Consider the following 18,895-nt stretch of genomic DNA (forward strand, 5'->3'; position numbering starts at 1 on the left):
AAGCGTACATCAATATGATGCGCATTCTAAGATTACTTTGCTTTGTCCATTTTGACGCATCGAATGTCTGTTTCACATATGGTCAGCCTGAATGAAATTTTTATAATCTTTAGATATCAGATCTTAGATAGTTAGATGAAGTACAACAAAGAAAAGAAAGAGGGAAAAATGCAACAGATCGATTGGCAAGATTTTGTGAAAGTTGAATTACGTGTGGGGAAAATTGTGCAGGCAGAAGTCTTTGAGCAAGCACGTAAACCCGCGTACATTCTCCATGTGGATTTTGGAGAGAAACTGGGCATTAAAAAGTCCAGTGCACAAATTACACAGCTGTATCAGCCGGAAAATCTATTGGGAAAATTGGTCGTTGCCGTCGTGAATTTTCCAAAAAAACAAATTGGTCCGATCCAGTCAGAGTGTTTGGTCACAGGCTTTCATAATGCAGAGGGGCATGTTGCTCTTTGTGTGCCTGATGCAGAGATTCCCCTCGGCACCAAGTTACTTTGAAAAAGTAGGGTGAACTGGCACCCTGAAAGTTTATCAATAAAAAAACCGAGCCAAAGCTCGGTTTTTTTGATCTTTTGTAGCGGAATTAACGGCGTGATTTAAAAGAAATATCAACTTTACGCGGGCGATAAATCCAACCGAGAACCAATAACAAGAATGAGAAAATCAACACAGGCCAATCACTTAAGCGTGTGTAAAGTGTCTCGCCTTGCATGGCAGGTAAATCACCACGAAGTACCGCATCTTTATCCATCGGTGCTTGTTTCACAATGTGACCATTATGATCAATAAAGGCGGTAATGCCGGTATTGGTTGCACGGATAAACCAACGGCCATTTTCTTTGGCACGCATTTGAACCATTTGTAGGTGCTGATGTGGGCTCGCTGTTCCAGTAAACCATGCGTCATTGGAAATGGTCACTAGATAATCACTTTGACTGGCATTACGACGGGTTAAGTTGGGATAAGCCACTTCATAGCAAATCGCCGCACCTAAATCATGACCCTTAACATTCAAAGGCTTTTGGTTGTTTGCACCACGTGAAAAGCCACTCATCGACGGGTCATTTTGTAGGGCAGGCAGTACCCAACTTAACATCCCTGAAAGCGGAATGTATTCACCAAAGGGGACTAGACGTTGCTTCTTGTATAGACCAGAAGATTCATCACCAGTTGCCATGATGGTGTTGTAATACATAGGGTGTTGGTTTTGCTGTGATTCTGCCAAGTCCCAATAGGGAATACCTGTCACCCAAGCCGTACCTGTTTTATTGGCTTGGACTTTCATCGCATCCAAAAACGGCTCAATATCGGTTTGGAACATTGGAATAGAGGATTCTGGCCAAACAATGACATCACGCCCCCATTCGGTCCGACTTAATGACGCATATTTCATTAAGGTTTGAGCTTGGTATTCTGTTAACCATTTTAAATCTTGTGGAATATTGCCTTGAATTAAGGAAACACTCAGCGGTTTTTCATTTTTAGGCTGAACAAATTGCACTTGCCCTGCACCCCATGCACCGAGCAAAACAAGGGCAGAGGGAACAATCCAGAAGATGCGTTTACGCAGGATTTCAACCAATGCACAGGCCAATACAATGACCGCAAAAGATACCCCAAAGATCCCGAATAGTGGCGCATAGCCATCGAGGAATCGTTCAGTAAAGGCATAACCTGCAAACAGCCATGGAAAACCGGTAAAGACCCAAGTTTTACTCCACTCGAAAAATACCCATAGTGGCGCAAAGGTCAGTGGTGTTTCTGGAAAGAAGCGGCGGTAGAGCCAACTCTGAACTGCGGTAAACAGTCCCATCACAATCGCCATAATGGCAATCATCAAAACACTGAGTGCTGAATTGGTATCACCATAGACATGGATCGAGGTATACAGCCAAAAAGCCCCAACAAACCATAAGCCAAAGCCATAAGCTAGACCAATGAAAAACGATTGTTTAGGGGTACGTTGACTTAAGCAGGCATATAGCAGGGCTGGAGAGAAAATCGCCAACCACCAATAATGATAAGGTGCCAGCGACAAGCTGAATATGGCACCTGAAAATAATGCGATCAGCAAAGGATAGATGAAAGGTAGCTGTTTTTTTTGTTGTGAATGGTTTAGCAGCTTATCAAAGTAGGTTCTCATTTACGGACAGCTCGGATCAGATGAATAGTACGTGCATCTGCCTCCAAAATGGTAAATTCCCAGTTTTCAAGTTCAATCACTTGACCTTGTAAATCACTGACTAAGCCCATTTCTTGTAGCAGTAAGCCGCCCACAGTTTCTACTTCATCATCTGAAAAATCAGCATCTAAAAGATTGTTAAAGTGTTCAATTGGTGTAAGTGCTTGAACCAACCATGTATTTGCACTTAGTGGATCTTCATCTGGAATGATAAATTGAGCTTCTTCATCAACTTTGTCGTGTTCATCTTCGATTTCACCCACAATTTCTTCAAGAATGTCCTCTAAAGTGACTAAGCCTGAAGTTGTGCCATATTCATCAATCACTACAGCGATATGGGTTTGGGTATTTTTCAACATACGTAAAACTTGGTCAGAACGCGCGCTCTCGGGTACAAATAAGGGTTGACGCATTAATGCACGAATATCGACTTTGGTGGTCGGTTCTGTCAAAAATGGCAACAAATCTTTGGCCAACAAAATACCGACAACATTGTCTGGCTGGTCTGAGGAAAAGACTGGGAAACGTGAGTGTGCAGATTCAACAAGTACATGCAAAATATCTAATAGCTCATCATCTTCTTGCAAGCTGATCATCGCAGTACGGGGGGTCATGACCTCGCGGATTTTAGTTGCAGGTAAGTCGAGTACCCCTTCGAGCATGGCAACTGTATCGGGTTCTAAGAAGCGACGTGAATCTTGTACCAATTTCAACAGTTCGTCACGGGTTTCTGGTGCAGTGCCCAGCCATTTACGTAAGCCGCGCATGCCCCACGACGGGCCGGATTCCTCTTGCATGATCTTTCCTAAAGACTCTTAATATCTAATAAATGATGATTTTATCATACCGTAGAAAATACAGTTGTCTATTGTTAATGTTGATCTAGATGATGAGCGATCAAGTCATTTTAAGACGCTATCGTTTGCATTTTTCAAGCTAACATTCGGTCGTCAGGATTATGCTAAAATAGCCTTAGATTTTAATGCTGAGTTTTCTAATGTCTGAGCCTTCTGTGCCCCCATCAATTCAATTAAACACCCGTGGCTTACGTTGCCCTGAGCCTGTGATGATGTTGCATCAAGCCATTCGTAAATCAAAATCGGGTGATATTGTTGAGGTTTTTGCAACAGATAATTCGACCTCTTGGGATATTCCGAAATTTTGTATGCATTTAGGTCATGAGCTTTTGCTTCAAGAAGAACGTCTTGATGAAAATGGAAATAAAGAATTCCATTATTTGGTTCAGAAAGGTTAATTTAAGAGATTGTAAAAAATAATAATTATTAAGATGTTACATTTTTATTAATAAAATAGGCTGGTCAAGTCTGATGGCTAGCCTATATCATTCGCAGCATAATTATACAAAGTTTAAAAAACAGACTTTTAAAATGTTAAATTCGATTGCTCTTATACTTGAAAAATTAGGCTTATCTGCCCAAAAACGTGCCATTCATGTGCAATTTTCCAACCCTGCGTTGAATGATGAGCTTTTTATTCAACGTATTGATGGGGAGCATGTCTTAAACCAAGGCCTGCAAGCGACTTTGATTTGCCTATCTACTAATGCACTTATTCCACTAAAACAATTTATTGGCGCACAGGTCGCGGTTGATCAAGTGACCGATCAGGGCGAACTCTTCCGCACCACCGGTATCATCACCGAAGCCACCCAAGGGCAGAGTGACGGTTCACTCACGCTGTATAAACTCACTTTAGAAGATGCAACATCGCTGTGGCATAAGCGCCGCAACAGCCGTGTGTTTATGAACAAATCTGTTCGCGATGTCAGTGAAACTCTCTTTAAAGAATGGCAAAGCAAAAGCCCACTCTTTGCATCCAGTCTAATGCTTGATATAAGCGGTTTAAGTCAGAACTATGATGTCCGACCTTTCATCATGCAGTCGAATGAAAGCGATTATGACTTTTTAACGCGACTTTGGCGCAGTGAAGGCATCAACTGGCTCATCGATGAAGCGCAGCTGAAAGTGTCACATTCCTCAGCGCCAATTGAAAAACAAAAACTCCGCCTGATTGATGACAATAGCCAATATCAAGCACTCAGCCGTCGTAGCATCCGCTTTCATCGCTCTAGCGCCACAGAAAAACAAGACAGCATCACCAGCTTGATCGGTGAGCGTAGCATTCAACCGACTGCGGTACACGTACAGCGCTGGCAAGCCGATGGTCTCAGCCAAGAAGAAGGTGCAGGTTCAGTTCAAAGCAAACATCAGCATAGCCAAAGCCAAGACAATGCCAGCTTAAGTTTGGAACAAGCATGGCATATCAGCCCTGCATGGATGCAAGATTTAAAAGGTGAAGATCAAGCTACGGCTTCATCCAACAGCCAAATTGAAAAACTGAATCAAAACCTAACACGCTACCACGAGCTACAATCGAAAAAATTCAGTGCACAATCGACTGTGCGTGATACCCAAGTGGGTTATTGGTTTGAATTGAATGAACACCCAGAAATCGATCAACACAGTGGTGCAGACAAACAATTTTTAATCACAGAAAAAAAATTCTATAACCAAAATAACTTACCTAAAGACCTCTCTGAACAAGTCAATCAACTGATTGAACAAAGTCAGTGGAACATTAAACCGATCCATGAACAGGCCGAGCGTCAGGCCAATCAGCTCACATTACAACGCCGCAATATTGCGACGGTTCCTGAATATAACCCACTCGAACACCGTCCAAGCACCCATCCGCAACGGGCTAAAGTTGTCGGGCCAAGTGGTGAAGAAATACATGTCGATGAATGGGGGCGTATCAAAGTCCGCTTTTTATTTACCCGTGGAGATGACCACAGCCATGATGGCGGTGCAGGCAGTAATGACAATGATACGGATTCTGCATGGGTAGATGTGCTTACCCCATGGGCCGGTGAAGGCTATGGTGCACGTTTCTTACCACGTATTAATGAAATCGTGGTCATCGATTTCTTTGACGGCAATATCGACCGACCATTTGTGGTGGGGCGCATACATGAAGCACAGCGCAGTCCGACCCAATTTGATAGTAAAGGTAAACTGCCAGACACCAAAAAACTGGCTGGAATAAAAAGTAAGGAAGTCCAAGGTGAAGGCTTTGGACAACTTCGCTTTGATGACACGACTGGACAAATCTCAACACAATTACAAAGTACCCATGGCGCCACTCAGCTCAACCTAGGGAACCTCAGTCATCCCAAAGAAACCGCAGAAAGTGAGGGAAGAGGCGAAGGCTTTGAACTGAGAACCGACCAATGGGGTGCAGTGCGTGCAGGACAGGGGCTACTTGTTAGTACACACCCACAACAACAAGCAGCAGCAATGCACCTCGACGCACAAGCGGCGAAAGAACAAATCGAAGCCAACTTAAACAGCAGTAAAGCCTTAAGTGAAGTGGCGAAAAACCAGCAAACTGACCCGCTTGAAGTCTTAGATAATCTGAAAAACTTCCTTGGCCAAATCGAAAAAGGCAGTAAAGAAAAAGCTGATGCCTTTAAACAAGCCTTAATGATTTTATCTGCACCAAACTCCATTGCTGTGAGTAGTCAGGAAGATATTCATCTTTCAGCAGATAGACAGATCAGCCAAAGTGCGGGCGATAGCATCAATATCAGCAGTCAAAAATCTTTAATTGCCCATGCACAAAGCAAGATCAGTCTATTTGCAGCACAAGAAGGTTTACGCGCGTATGCAGGCAAAGGCAAAGTTGAAATCCAAGCGCAAGGTGATGGGGCAGATCTGATTGCCCGAAAAGGTATTCAAATTATTTCCACGGAAGAAAAAGTTGAAATCAAAGCGAGCAAAAAAATCGTGCTAACTGCTGGTGGTAGCCAGATTGAAATTAGTAGTGCGGGTGTATTACCGACAACTAGCGGTAAGTTTGAAGTGAAGGCAGGGCAGCATAAGTTTGTGGGGCCTCAACAAGTAAATGTTCCAATCACAACCTTGCCAAATGAACTGAAAAGCTTCAGTCAACAAATTAAGGTCATAGATCATACTCAAAAAATAATGCCAAATGAAAAATATGTGATTGTAAAACCAAATGGAGAATACTTGGCTGGAATAAGTGACATTAACGCAATGACTAAACGTATTTTTACTCAGCAGAAGGAAAAATTAAGAATTTTGGTTGGTCAAGATGCTGAAGATTTTTTAAAGGATAATAATTAAATGAGTCAAATGGTTGATACACAAGAAGGAAAGCCTGAAACTGAAATTAAAATTGATAATTATTCTTTGTTGGTTGGATTTGAAGCAAATTTAGCAGAAACAGCTTTTGTTGAACGCAAAGTAGGTATTTTAAAAAATAAAGTTGAAAAAGTTCAAATTTTGCAAGGGGAGGGTAGTGATTATGGCCATGCTTTCTTTTACATAACCAAAAATAATGTTGTGGAGGCCTTTTTTAGTTTTGGCCCAACAGAAGAGTTGGGAGATATAGAATATAAAAAAGGTGAAGAAGAGATAGACGGAAATGAAAAAATTTATGCAAATGGATACGTAAATAAAAGGCCAAGTACAACTTCTTATTTAATTTATGAAGTTGTTCAAATATTTAAAATAAATATCACGGAAAAAAAATTTCATAAAATTAAACAAAAAGTAGCAAAAGTTGAAGCGGCAGTGCTTAAAGGAAAACCTTATAATGTAATTTTGAATGATACCTGTGCTGAAGAAGCAGAAGATATTTTAGATGATGTCATTGATGACTTGCCAAATGGAAAAGGATACATTGAAATTGATGGAAAAATTCCCCCTTTTAGGGTGGTAAATCCATATATGTGGTGTAGTCAATTTTATAAAAAATATGGAGATAATGCTTACATTTATCCTGAATATCCCGAGGATGGTAAAGGTGTCGATTTATTTGATGCTGATGGTGAGCATGATTTCAGTGTATCATCGTGGAAGTTGGAAAATGGTCAACTTGATCCTTTGTTTGAGAATGGCTATTACGAAAATTAATTTCAAATCATACTTGTAAGGGATATGGAATGCGTATTTTTTTACTAGTAATTGTATGGGTAAGTACTAGTTTTTTCGGCTGTTATGCAAATAATAGTGTTAATGATAAGTCGATAAATGGATTGAATATGAATAATGAATTTATTTCAAAAAATAATATTAATTACCAATTATTAATTGAAAGAATTATTTTTTGTGTAAAAAATGGAGATTTTAATAAATCAGATTTAATGCTTGGTAAGTTAGAAATTTTAGCCCACAAAAATAATAACTTTAAGAAGGAGCAAGGAGTATATTTTAATATCCCGAACTTTCCAGACTTGCAAGTTAATTTAATTAAAAGTGTTGGTGATTCTGAATGGAGTGTTGTTAAATTACATAGTAAAAATGTATTCTATACTAAATTTATCCCAAATTTTAATGACACTTTTTTTGAAAATAATAGTTCTTTAAAGTTTAAGAAAATTGATTTTGACTCAAGATTAAGTAATTATAGGTATATATATTCTTATGATGGATTGTTTGATGTTATATTTATTGTAAAATCTGAACAATATAGAAAACAGAAGCATCCTAATAACTTTCAAGCGTTTGAAATACGAAGGTAGTTGATTTTTTTATAATAATTTAAAATTAACCCGCCTAAGCGGGTTTGTTGTCTCAAGTAAACTCAATATTTTATAGACTTATAAGTTTATTAAATAAAGATATTGGGGTTTAAAGCTATAATTTTAAATTTTTGGTGAAATTAAATTACTTGTTTTAAAAAAATAATACTTAAATATAGGGGTAATATTTGATTGAACTGCAATATTTTAGGTCAGTATAAATTATACAGTGATTGCTAAAACTTGATGGTCTCATAATCTCCATTGATCCTGATAATGCATATTTTCAATGTTTCAGTATGATCAATATGGAGTTACTAAAATTAGAGAAAGCAGGCTTTTAAGATGAAAAAGAATATACTGGTTTTTATGATGCTTATTAGCTCGCCTGTATATGCTGAAGAAGAAAAAATAGCATATTTATACGAGAAAAATAAACAAGCGCTTTTTTTAGGGGGTGTAATAGGGGAGTTTTTCCATTTAATAGTACTGATTTTTCTAACATAAAAGATCTAACCTTAAAATATAAGTTGGAAAAAATTCATCGAAATTATGAAGAGCCTACATCGTTTAATTTTCTGATCGAAAATAAGGAAATTACAATGTACGGTGGAGGAGATGAAGTTGTAAGTAAGCTTTGTAATATGGAAAGTTTTAGAGAAATTAAAATTAATTATTATAAAATAGAAGGGTCTAAAAAAGTATATTACTATATAGATGGGGTTTAAAATTTAATCGCATATTTTTGAAATATTGGTTTTTTATTATACTAAATATTGGGTAAATTTAATATTTATAAAATGATTGTGATTTTACTTTACCTAATGAAGAATCTGGGTTGATAACTAATTTTTATACAAAAATATAATCAGTTTTGTTTATGTTTTTGGGTGGTTGGTATTATGAATACAGATATAAGTGTTTAACGAATTTTTTTAAAATATTTATTTTGTTGTTTTTTTTATTAATTTTTTCAAAAGCTAAAGATGTTGATAATATGGACTATATTGAGCGTGTGTTATTAGATAATTATATAAGACCTCTTTCATAAATCATTTTTACTCAATTCCGAGTTATAGATTCCTGCGATTAAACGGAATCTCAAACCCAGCCTTTTACCTCTATTTCGGTAACGTTCAGCAAGAATTTTAAAGGTCTTCAGGCGACCAAATACATGCTCGATCCCGATTCTTCTTTTGTTGATTGCCTGATTATAGATTTTGAGTTCAGGTTCCAGTTTACAGCGTCTTTTGGCTTTTAACGGCAATAGGCTATTAGGGTACACAGCATAAATTCCCTGATAGCCTTTATCTGCAAGGATAAAAGCACCTGAAGGAATCTGCTTTAAATTGCGTTTGAATAGCTCGAAATCGTGCACCATACCGCGATCAGTGCATAAACTCAGAATTTGCTGAGTTTTATAATGAATGATGGCCTGTACTTTAAAGGTATGCGTCTTTTTCTTGCCACTATAGCTTTTCTTCTGTTTTTTTAGGCCTTTGAATTGGAATTTCTGTGGCATCCACGATCACCACATTCCAGTCGATCCCTTCGCCTTCAGGCAAATTCTTCGGTAAATTAAACAGATTGGATTGAATCAGGCAATCTTCAACATGACGTACAATTCTTGAGGCTGTTGACTCTGAAACCCCGTAACTCGTAGCAACGTGAAATAAAGTTCGGTATTCCCGCCAATAGCTCAGACAGAGTAGAACCTGATCCTCCACACTTAACTTGGGTGGTCTGCCTTTAGCTGGAACATGCTTCTGCAATTGCTCAACCATTAAATAAAAGGTTGACCATGAGATGCCGGTATATCGCTTAAACTGTGTTTCAGAAAGCTTCTTCTTTGAATCAATGTATTTCATCCGCAGATTATGCATGAATGCTAAGAAAGTTAGAGTACAAATATCAATCAAAAAGGTGCTCGTTTTTTGATTTATGCAAGATGTCTATAGGTTCTGAAGAGTTGTAGGATATTTTTTTGATTTATGAAAGAGATCTAACGTTTTTATGGGCTGTTTATATTTATAGAGGGGATTTATAGTGAAGCTTTATTCAATCTTTTTTTTATTTTTAGGGTTCTTAAATATTGTTGGATGTGTTTCAAAGATTGATATAAGTCCTGATTATTTAAAACCGGCTTTTTTAAATAAATACTATGAACAGGTTATTGAAATTGAAAAAATAAATTTGGTTGGTGAGGTGGTGGTTGTTACTGATTTAAAAGATGACTCTGGAATTAAGGTTGCAAAGATTGGTGAAGATGAATATTTTTATGAGAATACAATAAAAATTTATGGGATACCAAAAAATGCAGGTAAATATCATGTTGAATTGAGAGGGTATTATAGAGGTGGTGTTGGTGGGTCTTCTGTAAAATTTAATAAAAAGTATGATTTAGTGATTAATGATAAATAGATTTCATACTACATAAATAAACCCGCTCTAAGCGGGTTTATTTTTATCTCACAAGAGATTACATGTTCGGGTACTAATTACATGTTAGGGTAATTAGGACCACCACCACCTTCAGGTGTTACCCAAGTAATGTTTTGTGATGGATCTTTAATATCACACGTCTTACAGTGTACGCAGTTTGCTGCGTTAATTTGGAAACGTTTAGAACCGTCATTCTCTTCCATAATTTCATAAACACCAGCAGGGCAATAGCGCTGAGCAGGCTCATCCCATTTTGGTAAGTTCACATTTACAGGTATAGAAGCATCTGTCAGTTTCAAGTGAGCAGGCTGGTTTTCTTCATGAACGGTATTCGATACGAATACTGAAGACAAACGGTCAAATGTAATTTTACCATCTGGTTTTGGATAATTCGGTTTGAAGTTCGCAGCATCGACAGTTTTTAAAGCGCTGAAGTCTGGCTGTAAGTCATGTAGTGTAAATGGCACTTTAAAGATGTTTTGATCAACAAAGTTGAACGCACCACCCATCCATTGACCAAACTTATGCATAGCAGGGCCGAAGTTACGAGAGTTATATAACTCTTCTTTCAACCAGCTGTTGTTGAATTTGTCTGTGTACGCAGTTAACTCTTTAGCGAAGAAGTCTTCACCTTCAGTCACACGTGCAATGGCAAGGTCACCGCCTTTTTCTACACCGGCAGCAATCGCTTCAAACACTGCTTCACCACACAGCATGCCTGATTTCATTGCTGTATGAGAGCCTTTGATTTTCGCAAAGTTTAGGAAGCCTGCATCATCACCAATTAAGCTACCACCTGGGAAAGTGAATTTAGGTAAAGAGTTGAAGCCACCTTTTACAACCGCACGTGCGCCATAAGAAATACGTTTGCCACCCTCAAGATATTGCTTGATTAGCGGATGTGTTTTCCAACGTTGCATTTCCATAAATGGATACATGTGTGGATTGGTATATGATAAGTCAACGATCATGCCCAAAGTCACTTGGTTGTTCTCAGCGTGGTATAACCACCAACCGCCTGAAGAACCTGTTTCACTTAAAGGCCAACCTGCACCGTGCATCACCAAACCTGGTTTATGTTTAGCAGGATCTATTTCCCATAATTCTTTAATACCAATACCGTAATGTTGTGGATCGGCATCTTTATCCAAGTTGAATTTTTGGATTAAACGTTTACCTAAATGACCACGACAGCCTTCAGCAAATAATGTGTATTTCGCATGAAGTTCATAGCCAGGGGTAAAGTTGTGCGTTGGTTCGCCATCTTTACCAATGCCCATGTCACCAGTCTGAATACCTTTCACAGTACCATCTTCGTGGTAAAGGATTTCAGACGCTGCAAAACCTGGGAAAATAGACACTTCTAATTCTTCAGCTTTAGCGCCCAACCAACGAACCACATTACCTAACGAAATAACATAGTTGCCATCGTTATGCATGGTTTTAGGCACCATCCAATGTGGTGCTTCTTGTGATTTTTCATCAGACAATAAGAAGAAGGTTTTATCTTCAGTCACAGGCACATTTAAAGGTGCACCTTGTTCTTTCCAATCTGGGAACAATTCATTCATTGCGCGAGGTTCAAGCACAGCACCTGATAGAATATGCGCACCCACTTCGGAGCCCTTTTCCACGACACAAACGGACAGATCGTTTAGGTTATTTTCAATTGCAAGTTGACGAATTTTAATCGCAGCAGATAGGCCGGCAGGACCTGCACCGACGATAACTACGTCAAACTCCATCGATTCACGTTCGATGTGTTCCATGTAGGACTCCTCATATTTCGGAAGGTGGCATCCATTCAATTCATTTAAATGGTGCTGCCATGAGTGTTCTTAATGCCCAGACACAATTTTTCTATCGTGTCTTTGATATTGTGGGCTAGTATAGTTTTAAACCGAGTTCTAGCCAATTGGCTGAATCATATTATTTTTCCGTCACTAAGGTATTTATTAGGCGGATGAAGCAGCAATTGAACGAAAACCCGACGAAAAAATTCATTAATAGGGATGATAGAAATTTAATGAACATTGCACAATACTTAAAAGATGGACAGTCCGGTCACAAAAGGTCAATCCCTCCATTAGATCAATGGCATCCAAAGCATTGTGGTGCAATGGATTTGAAGGTTTTAGCCAATGGAGAATGGTGGCACGATGGTCAATTGATCAAGCGGCAAGCACTCATTGATCTGTTCTCAACCGTGCTTTGGAAAGAAGATGGGAAATTCTATTTAAAAACCCCTGTGGAACAAATTGAAATACAGGTAGAAGATGAGCCTTTATTTGTTAATCAAGTCGATATGCTTGAGCTAGAAAACAAGCGCTATATCCAGTTTACGACCACAACACAAGACGTGATTGTTGTGGATGATGAACATCCGATTTTTATGCGTGAATATCAGGGTGAACTACGTCCTTATGTGCATGTTCGTTTTGGTATAAATGCCTTAATTCAACGTGCTGCATTTTTTCATTTAGTCGAGATGGGTGAGCTGCTTGAAAATGAGCAAGGGGAGTCCATTTTAGTGTTACAAAGTGGTGATTTGCACTTGCAATTAGGCACCTGAGGTTTAAGCTTTCCACCTTGTCATTCTGAATCTAAATTAAAGTGACCCTATGACCGCCATTCATCCCATTTACCCCTTAAATGTACCCATGCCAAAAGCGACTGCTGATGCGCCTATTGGGGTATTTGACTCAGGTATTGGTGGTTTGTCTGTTGCGTTGGAAATTGCACGTTATTTACCGAATGAACGGATTGTTTATTTTGCAGATACGGCACATGTCCCTTATGGCCCGCGTCAAGATCAGGACATCCGTGAACTGACTGCACATGCGATTGAGTGGTTATACCGTCAGGGGTGTAAAGTCGCGGTGGTGGCATGCAATACGGCATCGGCATTTAGTTTGGATTATTTGCGTGAACACTACGGTGAAAATTTTCCGATTATTGGCTTGGTTCCAGCCTTAAAACCTGCGGTATTACAGACCAAAAGTAAAACTGTGGCTGTCCTCGCAACGCCTGCGACTTTTCGGGGTAAATTAATCAAAGATGTCATGCAGCGATTTGCTGAACCTGCAGGGGTGCAAGTTTTGTCAGTGACTTCTTTGGAATTGGTGCCCTTTGTTGAAGCGGGGGCGCAAATGACTGAGCCTTGCCTGCAGACATTAACTGAGATATTACAGCCAGTTGTAGATGCAGGTGCAGATTATTTAGTGCTTGGATGTACGCATTACCCCTTCCTAAAATCGGCAATTCAGTATATTTTTGGTCAGAAGCTGACATTAATTGACTCAGGATTTGCGGTTGCACGACAAACAGCCCAAATTTTGATTAAAAATGAGTTATTATTTGAGCATAACCGCCAAGATTCACTGCGTATCGAATGTTATGTCAGTGGAAATAATGCGGAAAACTTAACACCTGTGGTAGCACGCTTAATTCAAGATGATCAAATCACTTGGAAAATCTGCAATATTCAGGCGGCAAGTTTAGAATTTTAATCATTGTGATTGAACGATTTTAGATAAAACAATTTAAATCTATTTGGGGTAGTCATGCTGTATGTTTCAGCAACCACTTTTTTGAGTGCTGGATATAGCGTGCAACGGGAAGAGGATCTCTAATGCTCGATAAGCGTTATCAAGTATTCATTTCCACATCTGGCAGTGAAATGCAGCCAGAACGGATCATTTTGGCTCAGACGCTTGTAGGGATGGGTTTTTTCTCTTGGGGGTTGGAACAGCGCACACCATTAAGTACGGCTTTTGCGCGTCGTCAAATTGACGATTGTGACTATGTGATGATTTTATTGGGTAGTCAATACGGTGAGCAGTCTGTGTCTGGTGTGGGCTATATGCACCTTGAATACATCTATGCGGTGACCAAGCAAAAACCTGTCATTGTGTTTATGCATGATGATCCAGATTCACGTGATGATGCGTTACATGATGCTAAACCTGAACTTCGTGAAAAATTTAAAGAATTTAGAAAACTATTACAAAATGAAGTTGATCAAGTTTTTACCTATCGTAGTTTGCGTGATTTAGAAATGGCAGTTCGATTGAACATGCCACAAATGCTAGAACGCTATCCTGTTACAGGTTGGGTGCGACCACAGAATACTCAAGCTTTACATGATGAAATTGATCGTTTAAAAGCCCAGTTAGTTCAACTCGAAACAGAGTCGGGAAAACGCGAAGTTGATCCGTTCTTATCTTTACCAAAAGTGTCGATGCATGAACTATTTTCATTTGAATACCGCATGCACGCTTATCAAGATGGTAATTTCAAAGAATTAAAAGTACAGAAGAAAATGACGTGGGCGCAGCTCTTGTCGATTTTAGGCGCAACCTTTGTTAATCCAACCCCTGAAGAATTCTTCTCTAAACGAATGAATGAGTTTTTGAATGAAACAGGTTTGGATGATGCACGTATTGAGATGCCACGTGCTCATGCGGTTGCGCGGGCACAAGTGAATATTCGTGCTTTACACAGCATTAAAAGCCAGATGCGGCAGAATGACTGGATTGTGCCCAATGGCCGAGATGATCGTCAGCGGATGTTGTGGCAAGTGACCAGTAAAGGTCAAAAATTACTAGAAAGTAATTTGCTTGATAATGATCGAGTTTTTCAATTTAAATCTGCATATTAATCTATTTTATTAAATGGATTAAAAGCTGCTACATTAGCGTCATTCAAATTGATGGAAAAAGCGTAATGTTGCCTGTCGAGAAAGCTAAAGTCACCATTATTCTGGCGAATCTAGGTACGCCTGATGCGCCAACTGTGCCCGCAGTGCGTCGTTTTCTGCAACAGTTTTTGTCAGATCAGCGGGTGATTGAAATCCCGAAACCGATTTGGCAAATCATTCTACGTTTGTTTATTTTGCCATTTCGCCCTAAACGTGTTGCACATGCTTATGACATGGTTTGGGGTAATGATTCGCCCATGCGTGAAATTTTATTTGAGCAAGTTGCCGCAGTAAAACAGCATCTCACAGCAAAATATCCAGAATTTGAACTGAATGTGATTCCGGCCATGACTTATGGTAATCCAGGGATTTCTACCGCTTTAGCGCAATTGGCTGAGCAGCCACAAGACCACATCGTCCTGTTTCCACTATTCCCACAATATTCAGCAACATCGACTGCACCGCTATATGATGCGATCGCACAATGGATTCCGCAGCAACGCAATTTGCCGGGTTTGAGCATTATTCGTGACTACTATCAGCACCCGCTATTTATTCAAGCATTAGCGCAAAGTGTGCGTGATTATCAAGCGGAGCATGGGGTCGCGGATAAGTTGCTGATGTCTTTTCATGGCATTCCACAGCCTTATGCCGATAAAGGTGATCCCTATGCAGATCGTTGCCGTGTGACTGGGCATTTGGTTGCAAAAGCCTTGGGTTTAACTGCTGAACAGTATGAGATTAGTTTCCAATCGCGCTTTGGTAAGCAAGAATGGGTGAAACCTTATACCGATGCCACTTTGGAAGCGTGGGGCAAACAAGGCGTGAAATCGGTACAGGTTATGAGCCCTGCATTTTCAGCGGATTGTTTGGAAACGCTAGAAGAGTTGGCGCTGCAAAATGCTGAAACTTTCCAAGCTGCAGGCGGTGGTGAATATGGCTATATTCCCGCATTAAACGCGCGGGATGATCATGTCGCATTGCTCAATTTATTACTTCAAGCTAATCTTGATGCCTTAAAGCAAACATTAGCCCATTCATCGCCTTGAGGTTTTCGCCCTATGTTGCAAGTTAAAATCGTTCCCGTCACGGCATTTCAACAAAACTGTTCCATTGTTTGGGACTCTGAGTCGAAAGAAGCGGTCTTGATTGATGCAGGGGGAGAGCCGGAAAAATTAAAAGCTGAAGTTGAAGCGCTCGGTTTAACGGTCAAAGCCTTGTGGTTGACACATGGCCATTTAGACCATGCAGGTGCGGTTGGCGCATTAACCCAAGCATGGAATGTTCCAGTGATTGGCCCGCATAAAGAAGATGCATTTTGGCTCGACATGATTCAAGACGTATCAGCCAAATATGGCTTTCCGATTCCTGAAAATGTCCATGTGACCCAATGGTTAGAAGGCGGCGAAACACTGAAACTGGGTGAAGAAGAGTTTGAAGTACGTTTTGCACCGGGGCATACACCAGGCCACGTTATGTTCTATAACGCTAAATATGGTGTGTTATGGACGGGTGATGTTTTATTTAAAGGTTCTATCGGCCGGACAGATTTTCCACGCGGTAACCATCAACAATTACTCGACTCCATTCAGCGTGAATGTTTTAGCTTGCCGGATGACACCCAGTTTATTTCAGGGCACGGTCCAATGAGTACCATTGGTTATGAAAAACAACATAACCCTTTCGTTGCTGGTAAAGCGGGTTAAGCAACAAGATTGAGAAAGCCAATAAAAAAAAGGAATCCACACGGATTCCTTTTTTATTTACCTAAATAACAGGTTTATGAACTTGAGTCCTTAGAATTGATCTTCTTCACGGCCACCATCAGCCTGAGGTGCATCTTGTGTCGGCAGACGATATTCATCATTGGCCCATGCACCGAGATCAATCAATTTACAACGATCTGAGCAAAACGGGCGATATTCATTATTTTCCCAAGTCGTCAATGCGCCGCAGCGTGGACAATTCATGGTGGTGGGCATGCTTAACTCCAGCAAAAACGGATGATTCAATTAGGCAAATACAGTCGCAGTTGTTAGACTTATGCCGTTCTGTTTAGTTTGATCTGTTTATGCCTATTCGTCAATTTCAAGCGCAGCGTATGCGAGCTCCCCGTGATTTTCAGCCGATTGATTCCACACCGATTTGTGTGGAAATTGGGGCTGGTAAAGGTAAACATGCATTATTATTTTCAGCCAATCACCCTGAATTTCAATTGATTGCTGTTGAGCGGACACGTGAAAAATTTGTGGCAATGCAAAAGCAGCATCAACTTGAAGGGCAAAGCAATTTAACTCCAATTCATGCTGATGCATTACCTTGGGTAGTACATGCCTTACATCCTGCGCAAGTACAGCAATTCTTTATTTTGTATCCAAACCCTGAACCGCATAATCCTGCACAGCGCTGGTTAAATATGCCATTTTTTGAATTTCTATTGTCGCGTTTGCAGCCGGGTGGTCAGATTACCTTGGCGAGTAATATTCCTGAATATATTGAGGAAGCACAGCAGCAGTTAATCGATGTTTGGAAGCTACCTTTTGTCAAAGAACGCATTGCAGAGACTTCAGCACGCACGCATTTTGAAATTAAATATCTTGAACGTGGTGAACTCTGTCAGCAGCTAATCATTACCAAGCCTGTAGATTACACCACACGTTTTGATGATTTTCAGCCGCTACAAGGTAAGCAACCCACCGAAGCATCTGCGGAATAATTGGGCATGACTCAGCGTATTGCAATCATTGGGGCAGGTCCTGCGGGATTGATGGCGGCGGAAGTGCTTAGCCAATTTGACTATGACATTCATGTTTATGAGCAAAAACCATCGGCAGCCCGTAAATTTTTAATGGCTGGCAAGACGGGGCTGAATATTTCGCATGCAGAACCTGTTGAACAGTTTGTACAGCGCTATGATCAAGTGGAATGGCTGAGTCCATGGGTTAAGCAGTGGGATGCCGCATGGATTCAACAATGGATGATGGGGCTAGGTATTGAAACCTATATTGGTTCATCAGGTCGGGTCTTTCCTATTGAAATGAAAGCTGCGCCTTTGCTACGTGCATGGTTAAAACGCCTCAGTTTCGACGGGGTGCAGTTTCATTATCGACATCAAGTTTTGGACTTGCAGTCCAATCAGCTAACGATTCAAAACCTTGTTGATGAATCAAGTCAAGTACTTGGTTTTGATGCAATTATTATGGCATGTGGCGCAGTGTCTTGGTCACGTTTAGGCAGTGATGGCGCATGGCAAAAATGGCTGCAGCCTGAGTGTATTGAAGCTTTTCAGGCCAGTAATGCCGGTGTGGAACGCGTTTGGTCGAAGTTTATGCAGCCCGTGTTTGGACAGCCTTTAAAGCGGGTCAATGCATGGGTCGAGCAAGCCGAACCGACCCAAGGTGATATCATCATTTCACACTATGGACTGGAAAGTGGATTGATCTACAAACAAGGTCGTGCTTTGCGTCAACAAGTGAAATCTGCTCAGCCAATGCAGCTGACTTTGGACTTATTGCCAGATCAAAGTGTTGAACAATTGGCTAAGAAATTACAGCCTTCGAAAAAGCAATCTTTAACCAATGTTTGGCGTAAAGCCGGTTTAGATGTGGCGAAAGCTGCACTGGTCCGTGAACTGGTGGATAAATCTTTGTGGCATGAACCTGCCTTACTTGCTGCGAAAATTAAACACTTAAATATTCAACTTGATGGATTTCGCCCGATAGATGAGGCGATTAGTTGCGCAGGTGGTGTGAAGCGTTCAGTCCTAAATGATGGCTTACAATTGAAGAGCAATCCTGCAGTATTTGTCTGTGGAGAAATGTTGGATTGGGATGCGCCTACTGGAGGTTATTTGCTGACGGCATGCCTTGCAACCGGTCGAGCAGCGGGTGAAGGGGTTCAAAACTATCTGGTTTCTTTGCAGAACTAAGCGCTTCAAATTGTCACAATCTTGCTGAGGAGTTGTGATATTTTGAGATGAAATTCTTCTAAGAAAGAC

The 18,895-nt window shown here is 40.2% G+C and carries 19 protein-coding genes; 13 read left to right on the forward strand and 6 right to left on the reverse strand.

Annotated features, from left to right (window positions below):
* The first annotated feature begins 168 nt into the window (after positions 1 to 168).
* A complete protein-coding gene (locus tag AC25JC_RS07130; protein WP_180182600.1) occupies positions 169 to 507 on the forward strand; it encodes a tRNA-binding protein in 339 nt (112 codons plus the stop codon).
* Positions 508 to 592: 85 nt separating this feature from the next.
* Here the strand turns inward: AC25JC_RS07130 and lnt are convergent, their stop codons facing one another.
* The gene (lnt, locus tag AC25JC_RS07135; protein WP_486923768.1) at positions 593 to 2,152 is read right to left on the reverse strand and encodes an apolipoprotein N-acyltransferase; all 1,560 of its coding nucleotides are present in this window, start codon (positions 2,150 to 2,152) and stop codon (positions 593 to 595) included.
* The gene (locus AC25JC_RS07140; protein WP_078189781.1) at positions 2,149 to 2,988 is read right to left on the reverse strand and encodes a CorC family transporter; all 840 of its coding nucleotides are present in this window, start codon (positions 2,986 to 2,988) and stop codon (positions 2,149 to 2,151) included. Before AC25JC_RS07140 ends, lnt begins: the two co-directional genes overlap by 4 nt.
* A gap of 200 nt (positions 2,989 to 3,188) precedes the next feature.
* Between AC25JC_RS07140 and tusA the strand changes: the two genes are divergently transcribed.
* The 4 genes from tusA to AC25JC_RS07160 all read left to right on the forward strand — a co-directional run bounded on the left by tusA (position 3,189) and on the right by AC25JC_RS07160 (position 7,757).
* Positions 3,189 to 3,446 carry a sulfurtransferase TusA gene (gene tusA / locus AC25JC_RS07145; RefSeq protein ID WP_078189780.1) on the forward strand — a complete coding sequence of 86 codons (258 nt, stop codon included), beginning with the start codon at positions 3,189 to 3,191 and terminating at the stop codon, positions 3,444 to 3,446.
* A 133-nt stretch (positions 3,447 to 3,579) separates the two neighbouring features.
* Positions 3,580 to 6,357 (forward strand): type VI secretion system Vgr family protein, encoded by a 2,778-nt coding sequence (locus AC25JC_RS07150; protein ID WP_486923769.1) that lies wholly within the window; start codon positions 3,580 to 3,582, stop codon positions 6,355 to 6,357.
* Positions 6,358 to 7,149 carry a hypothetical protein gene (locus AC25JC_RS07155; RefSeq protein ID WP_067764051.1) on the forward strand — a complete coding sequence of 264 codons (792 nt, stop codon included), beginning with the start codon at positions 6,358 to 6,360 and terminating at the stop codon, positions 7,147 to 7,149. It abuts the gene before it with no gap.
* Between the two features lie 128 nt (positions 7,150 to 7,277).
* Positions 7,278 to 7,757, forward strand: a complete 480-nt coding sequence (locus tag AC25JC_RS07160) for a hypothetical protein (RefSeq protein ID WP_180034993.1) — start codon at positions 7,278 to 7,280, stop codon at positions 7,755 to 7,757.
* Positions 7,758 to 8,802: 1,045 nt separating this feature from the next.
* Here AC25JC_RS07160 and AC25JC_RS07165 read toward each other — a convergent pair.
* On the reverse strand, positions 8,803 to 9,279 hold the full coding sequence (locus AC25JC_RS07165; RefSeq protein ID WP_218949540.1) for a transposase family protein: 477 nt from the start codon (positions 9,277 to 9,279) through the stop codon (positions 8,803 to 8,805).
* Positions 9,227 to 9,640 carry a transposase family protein gene (locus tag AC25JC_RS07170; RefSeq protein ID WP_180002753.1) on the reverse strand — a complete coding sequence of 138 codons (414 nt, stop codon included), beginning with the start codon at positions 9,638 to 9,640 and terminating at the stop codon, positions 9,227 to 9,229. Before AC25JC_RS07170 ends, AC25JC_RS07165 begins: the two co-directional genes overlap by 53 nt.
* Positions 9,641 to 9,803: 163 nt before the next feature.
* Between AC25JC_RS07170 and AC25JC_RS07175 the strand changes: the two genes are divergently transcribed.
* Positions 9,804 to 10,178, forward strand: a complete 375-nt coding sequence (locus AC25JC_RS07175; protein ID WP_257223763.1) for a hypothetical protein — start codon at positions 9,804 to 9,806, stop codon at positions 10,176 to 10,178.
* 77 nt (positions 10,179 to 10,255) lie between these two features.
* Here AC25JC_RS07175 and AC25JC_RS07180 read toward each other — a convergent pair whose 3' ends face one another.
* The gene (locus tag AC25JC_RS07180; protein ID WP_078192805.1) at positions 10,256 to 11,968 is read right to left on the reverse strand and encodes an electron transfer flavoprotein-ubiquinone oxidoreductase; all 1,713 of its coding nucleotides are present in this window, start codon (positions 11,966 to 11,968) and stop codon (positions 10,256 to 10,258) included.
* 194 nt (positions 11,969 to 12,162) lie between these two features.
* On the opposite strand from AC25JC_RS07180, the gene AC25JC_RS07185 reads away from it, so the two are divergent.
* The 5 genes from AC25JC_RS07185 to AC25JC_RS07205 all read left to right on the forward strand — a co-directional run bounded on the left by AC25JC_RS07185 (position 12,163) and on the right by AC25JC_RS07205 (position 16,604).
* Positions 12,163 to 12,771 carry a DUF1285 domain-containing protein gene (locus AC25JC_RS07185; RefSeq protein ID WP_486923770.1) on the forward strand — a complete coding sequence of 203 codons (609 nt, stop codon included), beginning with the start codon at positions 12,163 to 12,165 and terminating at the stop codon, positions 12,769 to 12,771.
* 49 nt (positions 12,772 to 12,820) lie between these two features.
* A complete protein-coding gene (gene murI, locus AC25JC_RS07190) occupies positions 12,821 to 13,708 on the forward strand; it encodes a glutamate racemase (RefSeq protein ID WP_168377950.1) in 888 nt (295 codons plus the stop codon).
* 122 nt (positions 13,709 to 13,830) lie between these two features.
* Positions 13,831 to 14,859: a DUF4062 domain-containing protein gene (locus AC25JC_RS07195; RefSeq protein ID WP_067764038.1), complete on the forward strand. Its 1,029-nt coding sequence runs from the start codon at positions 13,831 to 13,833 to the stop codon at positions 14,857 to 14,859.
* Between the two features lie 65 nt (positions 14,860 to 14,924).
* Positions 14,925 to 15,947 carry a ferrochelatase gene (gene hemH, locus AC25JC_RS07200; protein ID WP_180115920.1) on the forward strand — a complete coding sequence of 341 codons (1,023 nt, stop codon included), beginning with the start codon at positions 14,925 to 14,927 and terminating at the stop codon, positions 15,945 to 15,947.
* Positions 15,948 to 15,959: 12 nt separating this feature from the next.
* Positions 15,960 to 16,604, forward strand: coding sequence for an MBL fold metallo-hydrolase (locus AC25JC_RS07205; protein WP_180078086.1), 645 nt, complete (start codon positions 15,960 to 15,962; stop codon positions 16,602 to 16,604).
* Positions 16,605 to 16,694: 90 nt separating this feature from the next.
* On the opposite strand, the gene AC25JC_RS07210 is transcribed toward AC25JC_RS07205, so the two are convergent.
* Entirely contained in the window at positions 16,695 to 16,880 is a 186-nt protein-coding gene (locus AC25JC_RS07210; protein WP_078189771.1) for a DNA gyrase inhibitor YacG, read from the reverse strand.
* 83 nt (positions 16,881 to 16,963) lie between these two features.
* Here AC25JC_RS07210 and AC25JC_RS07215 point away from each other — a divergent pair, with 83 nt between their 5' ends.
* Positions 16,964 to 17,614 (forward strand): class I SAM-dependent methyltransferase, encoded by a 651-nt coding sequence (locus AC25JC_RS07215; protein WP_180026647.1) that lies wholly within the window; start codon positions 16,964 to 16,966, stop codon positions 17,612 to 17,614.
* A gap of 6 nt (positions 17,615 to 17,620) precedes the next feature.
* The gene (locus AC25JC_RS07220; protein WP_486923771.1) at positions 17,621 to 18,826 is read left to right on the forward strand and encodes a TIGR03862 family flavoprotein; all 1,206 of its coding nucleotides are present in this window, start codon (positions 17,621 to 17,623) and stop codon (positions 18,824 to 18,826) included.
* The last annotated feature ends 69 nt before the right edge of the window (positions 18,827 to 18,895 follow it).

It is taken from the genome of Acinetobacter sp. P37, from assembly GCF_057480965.1.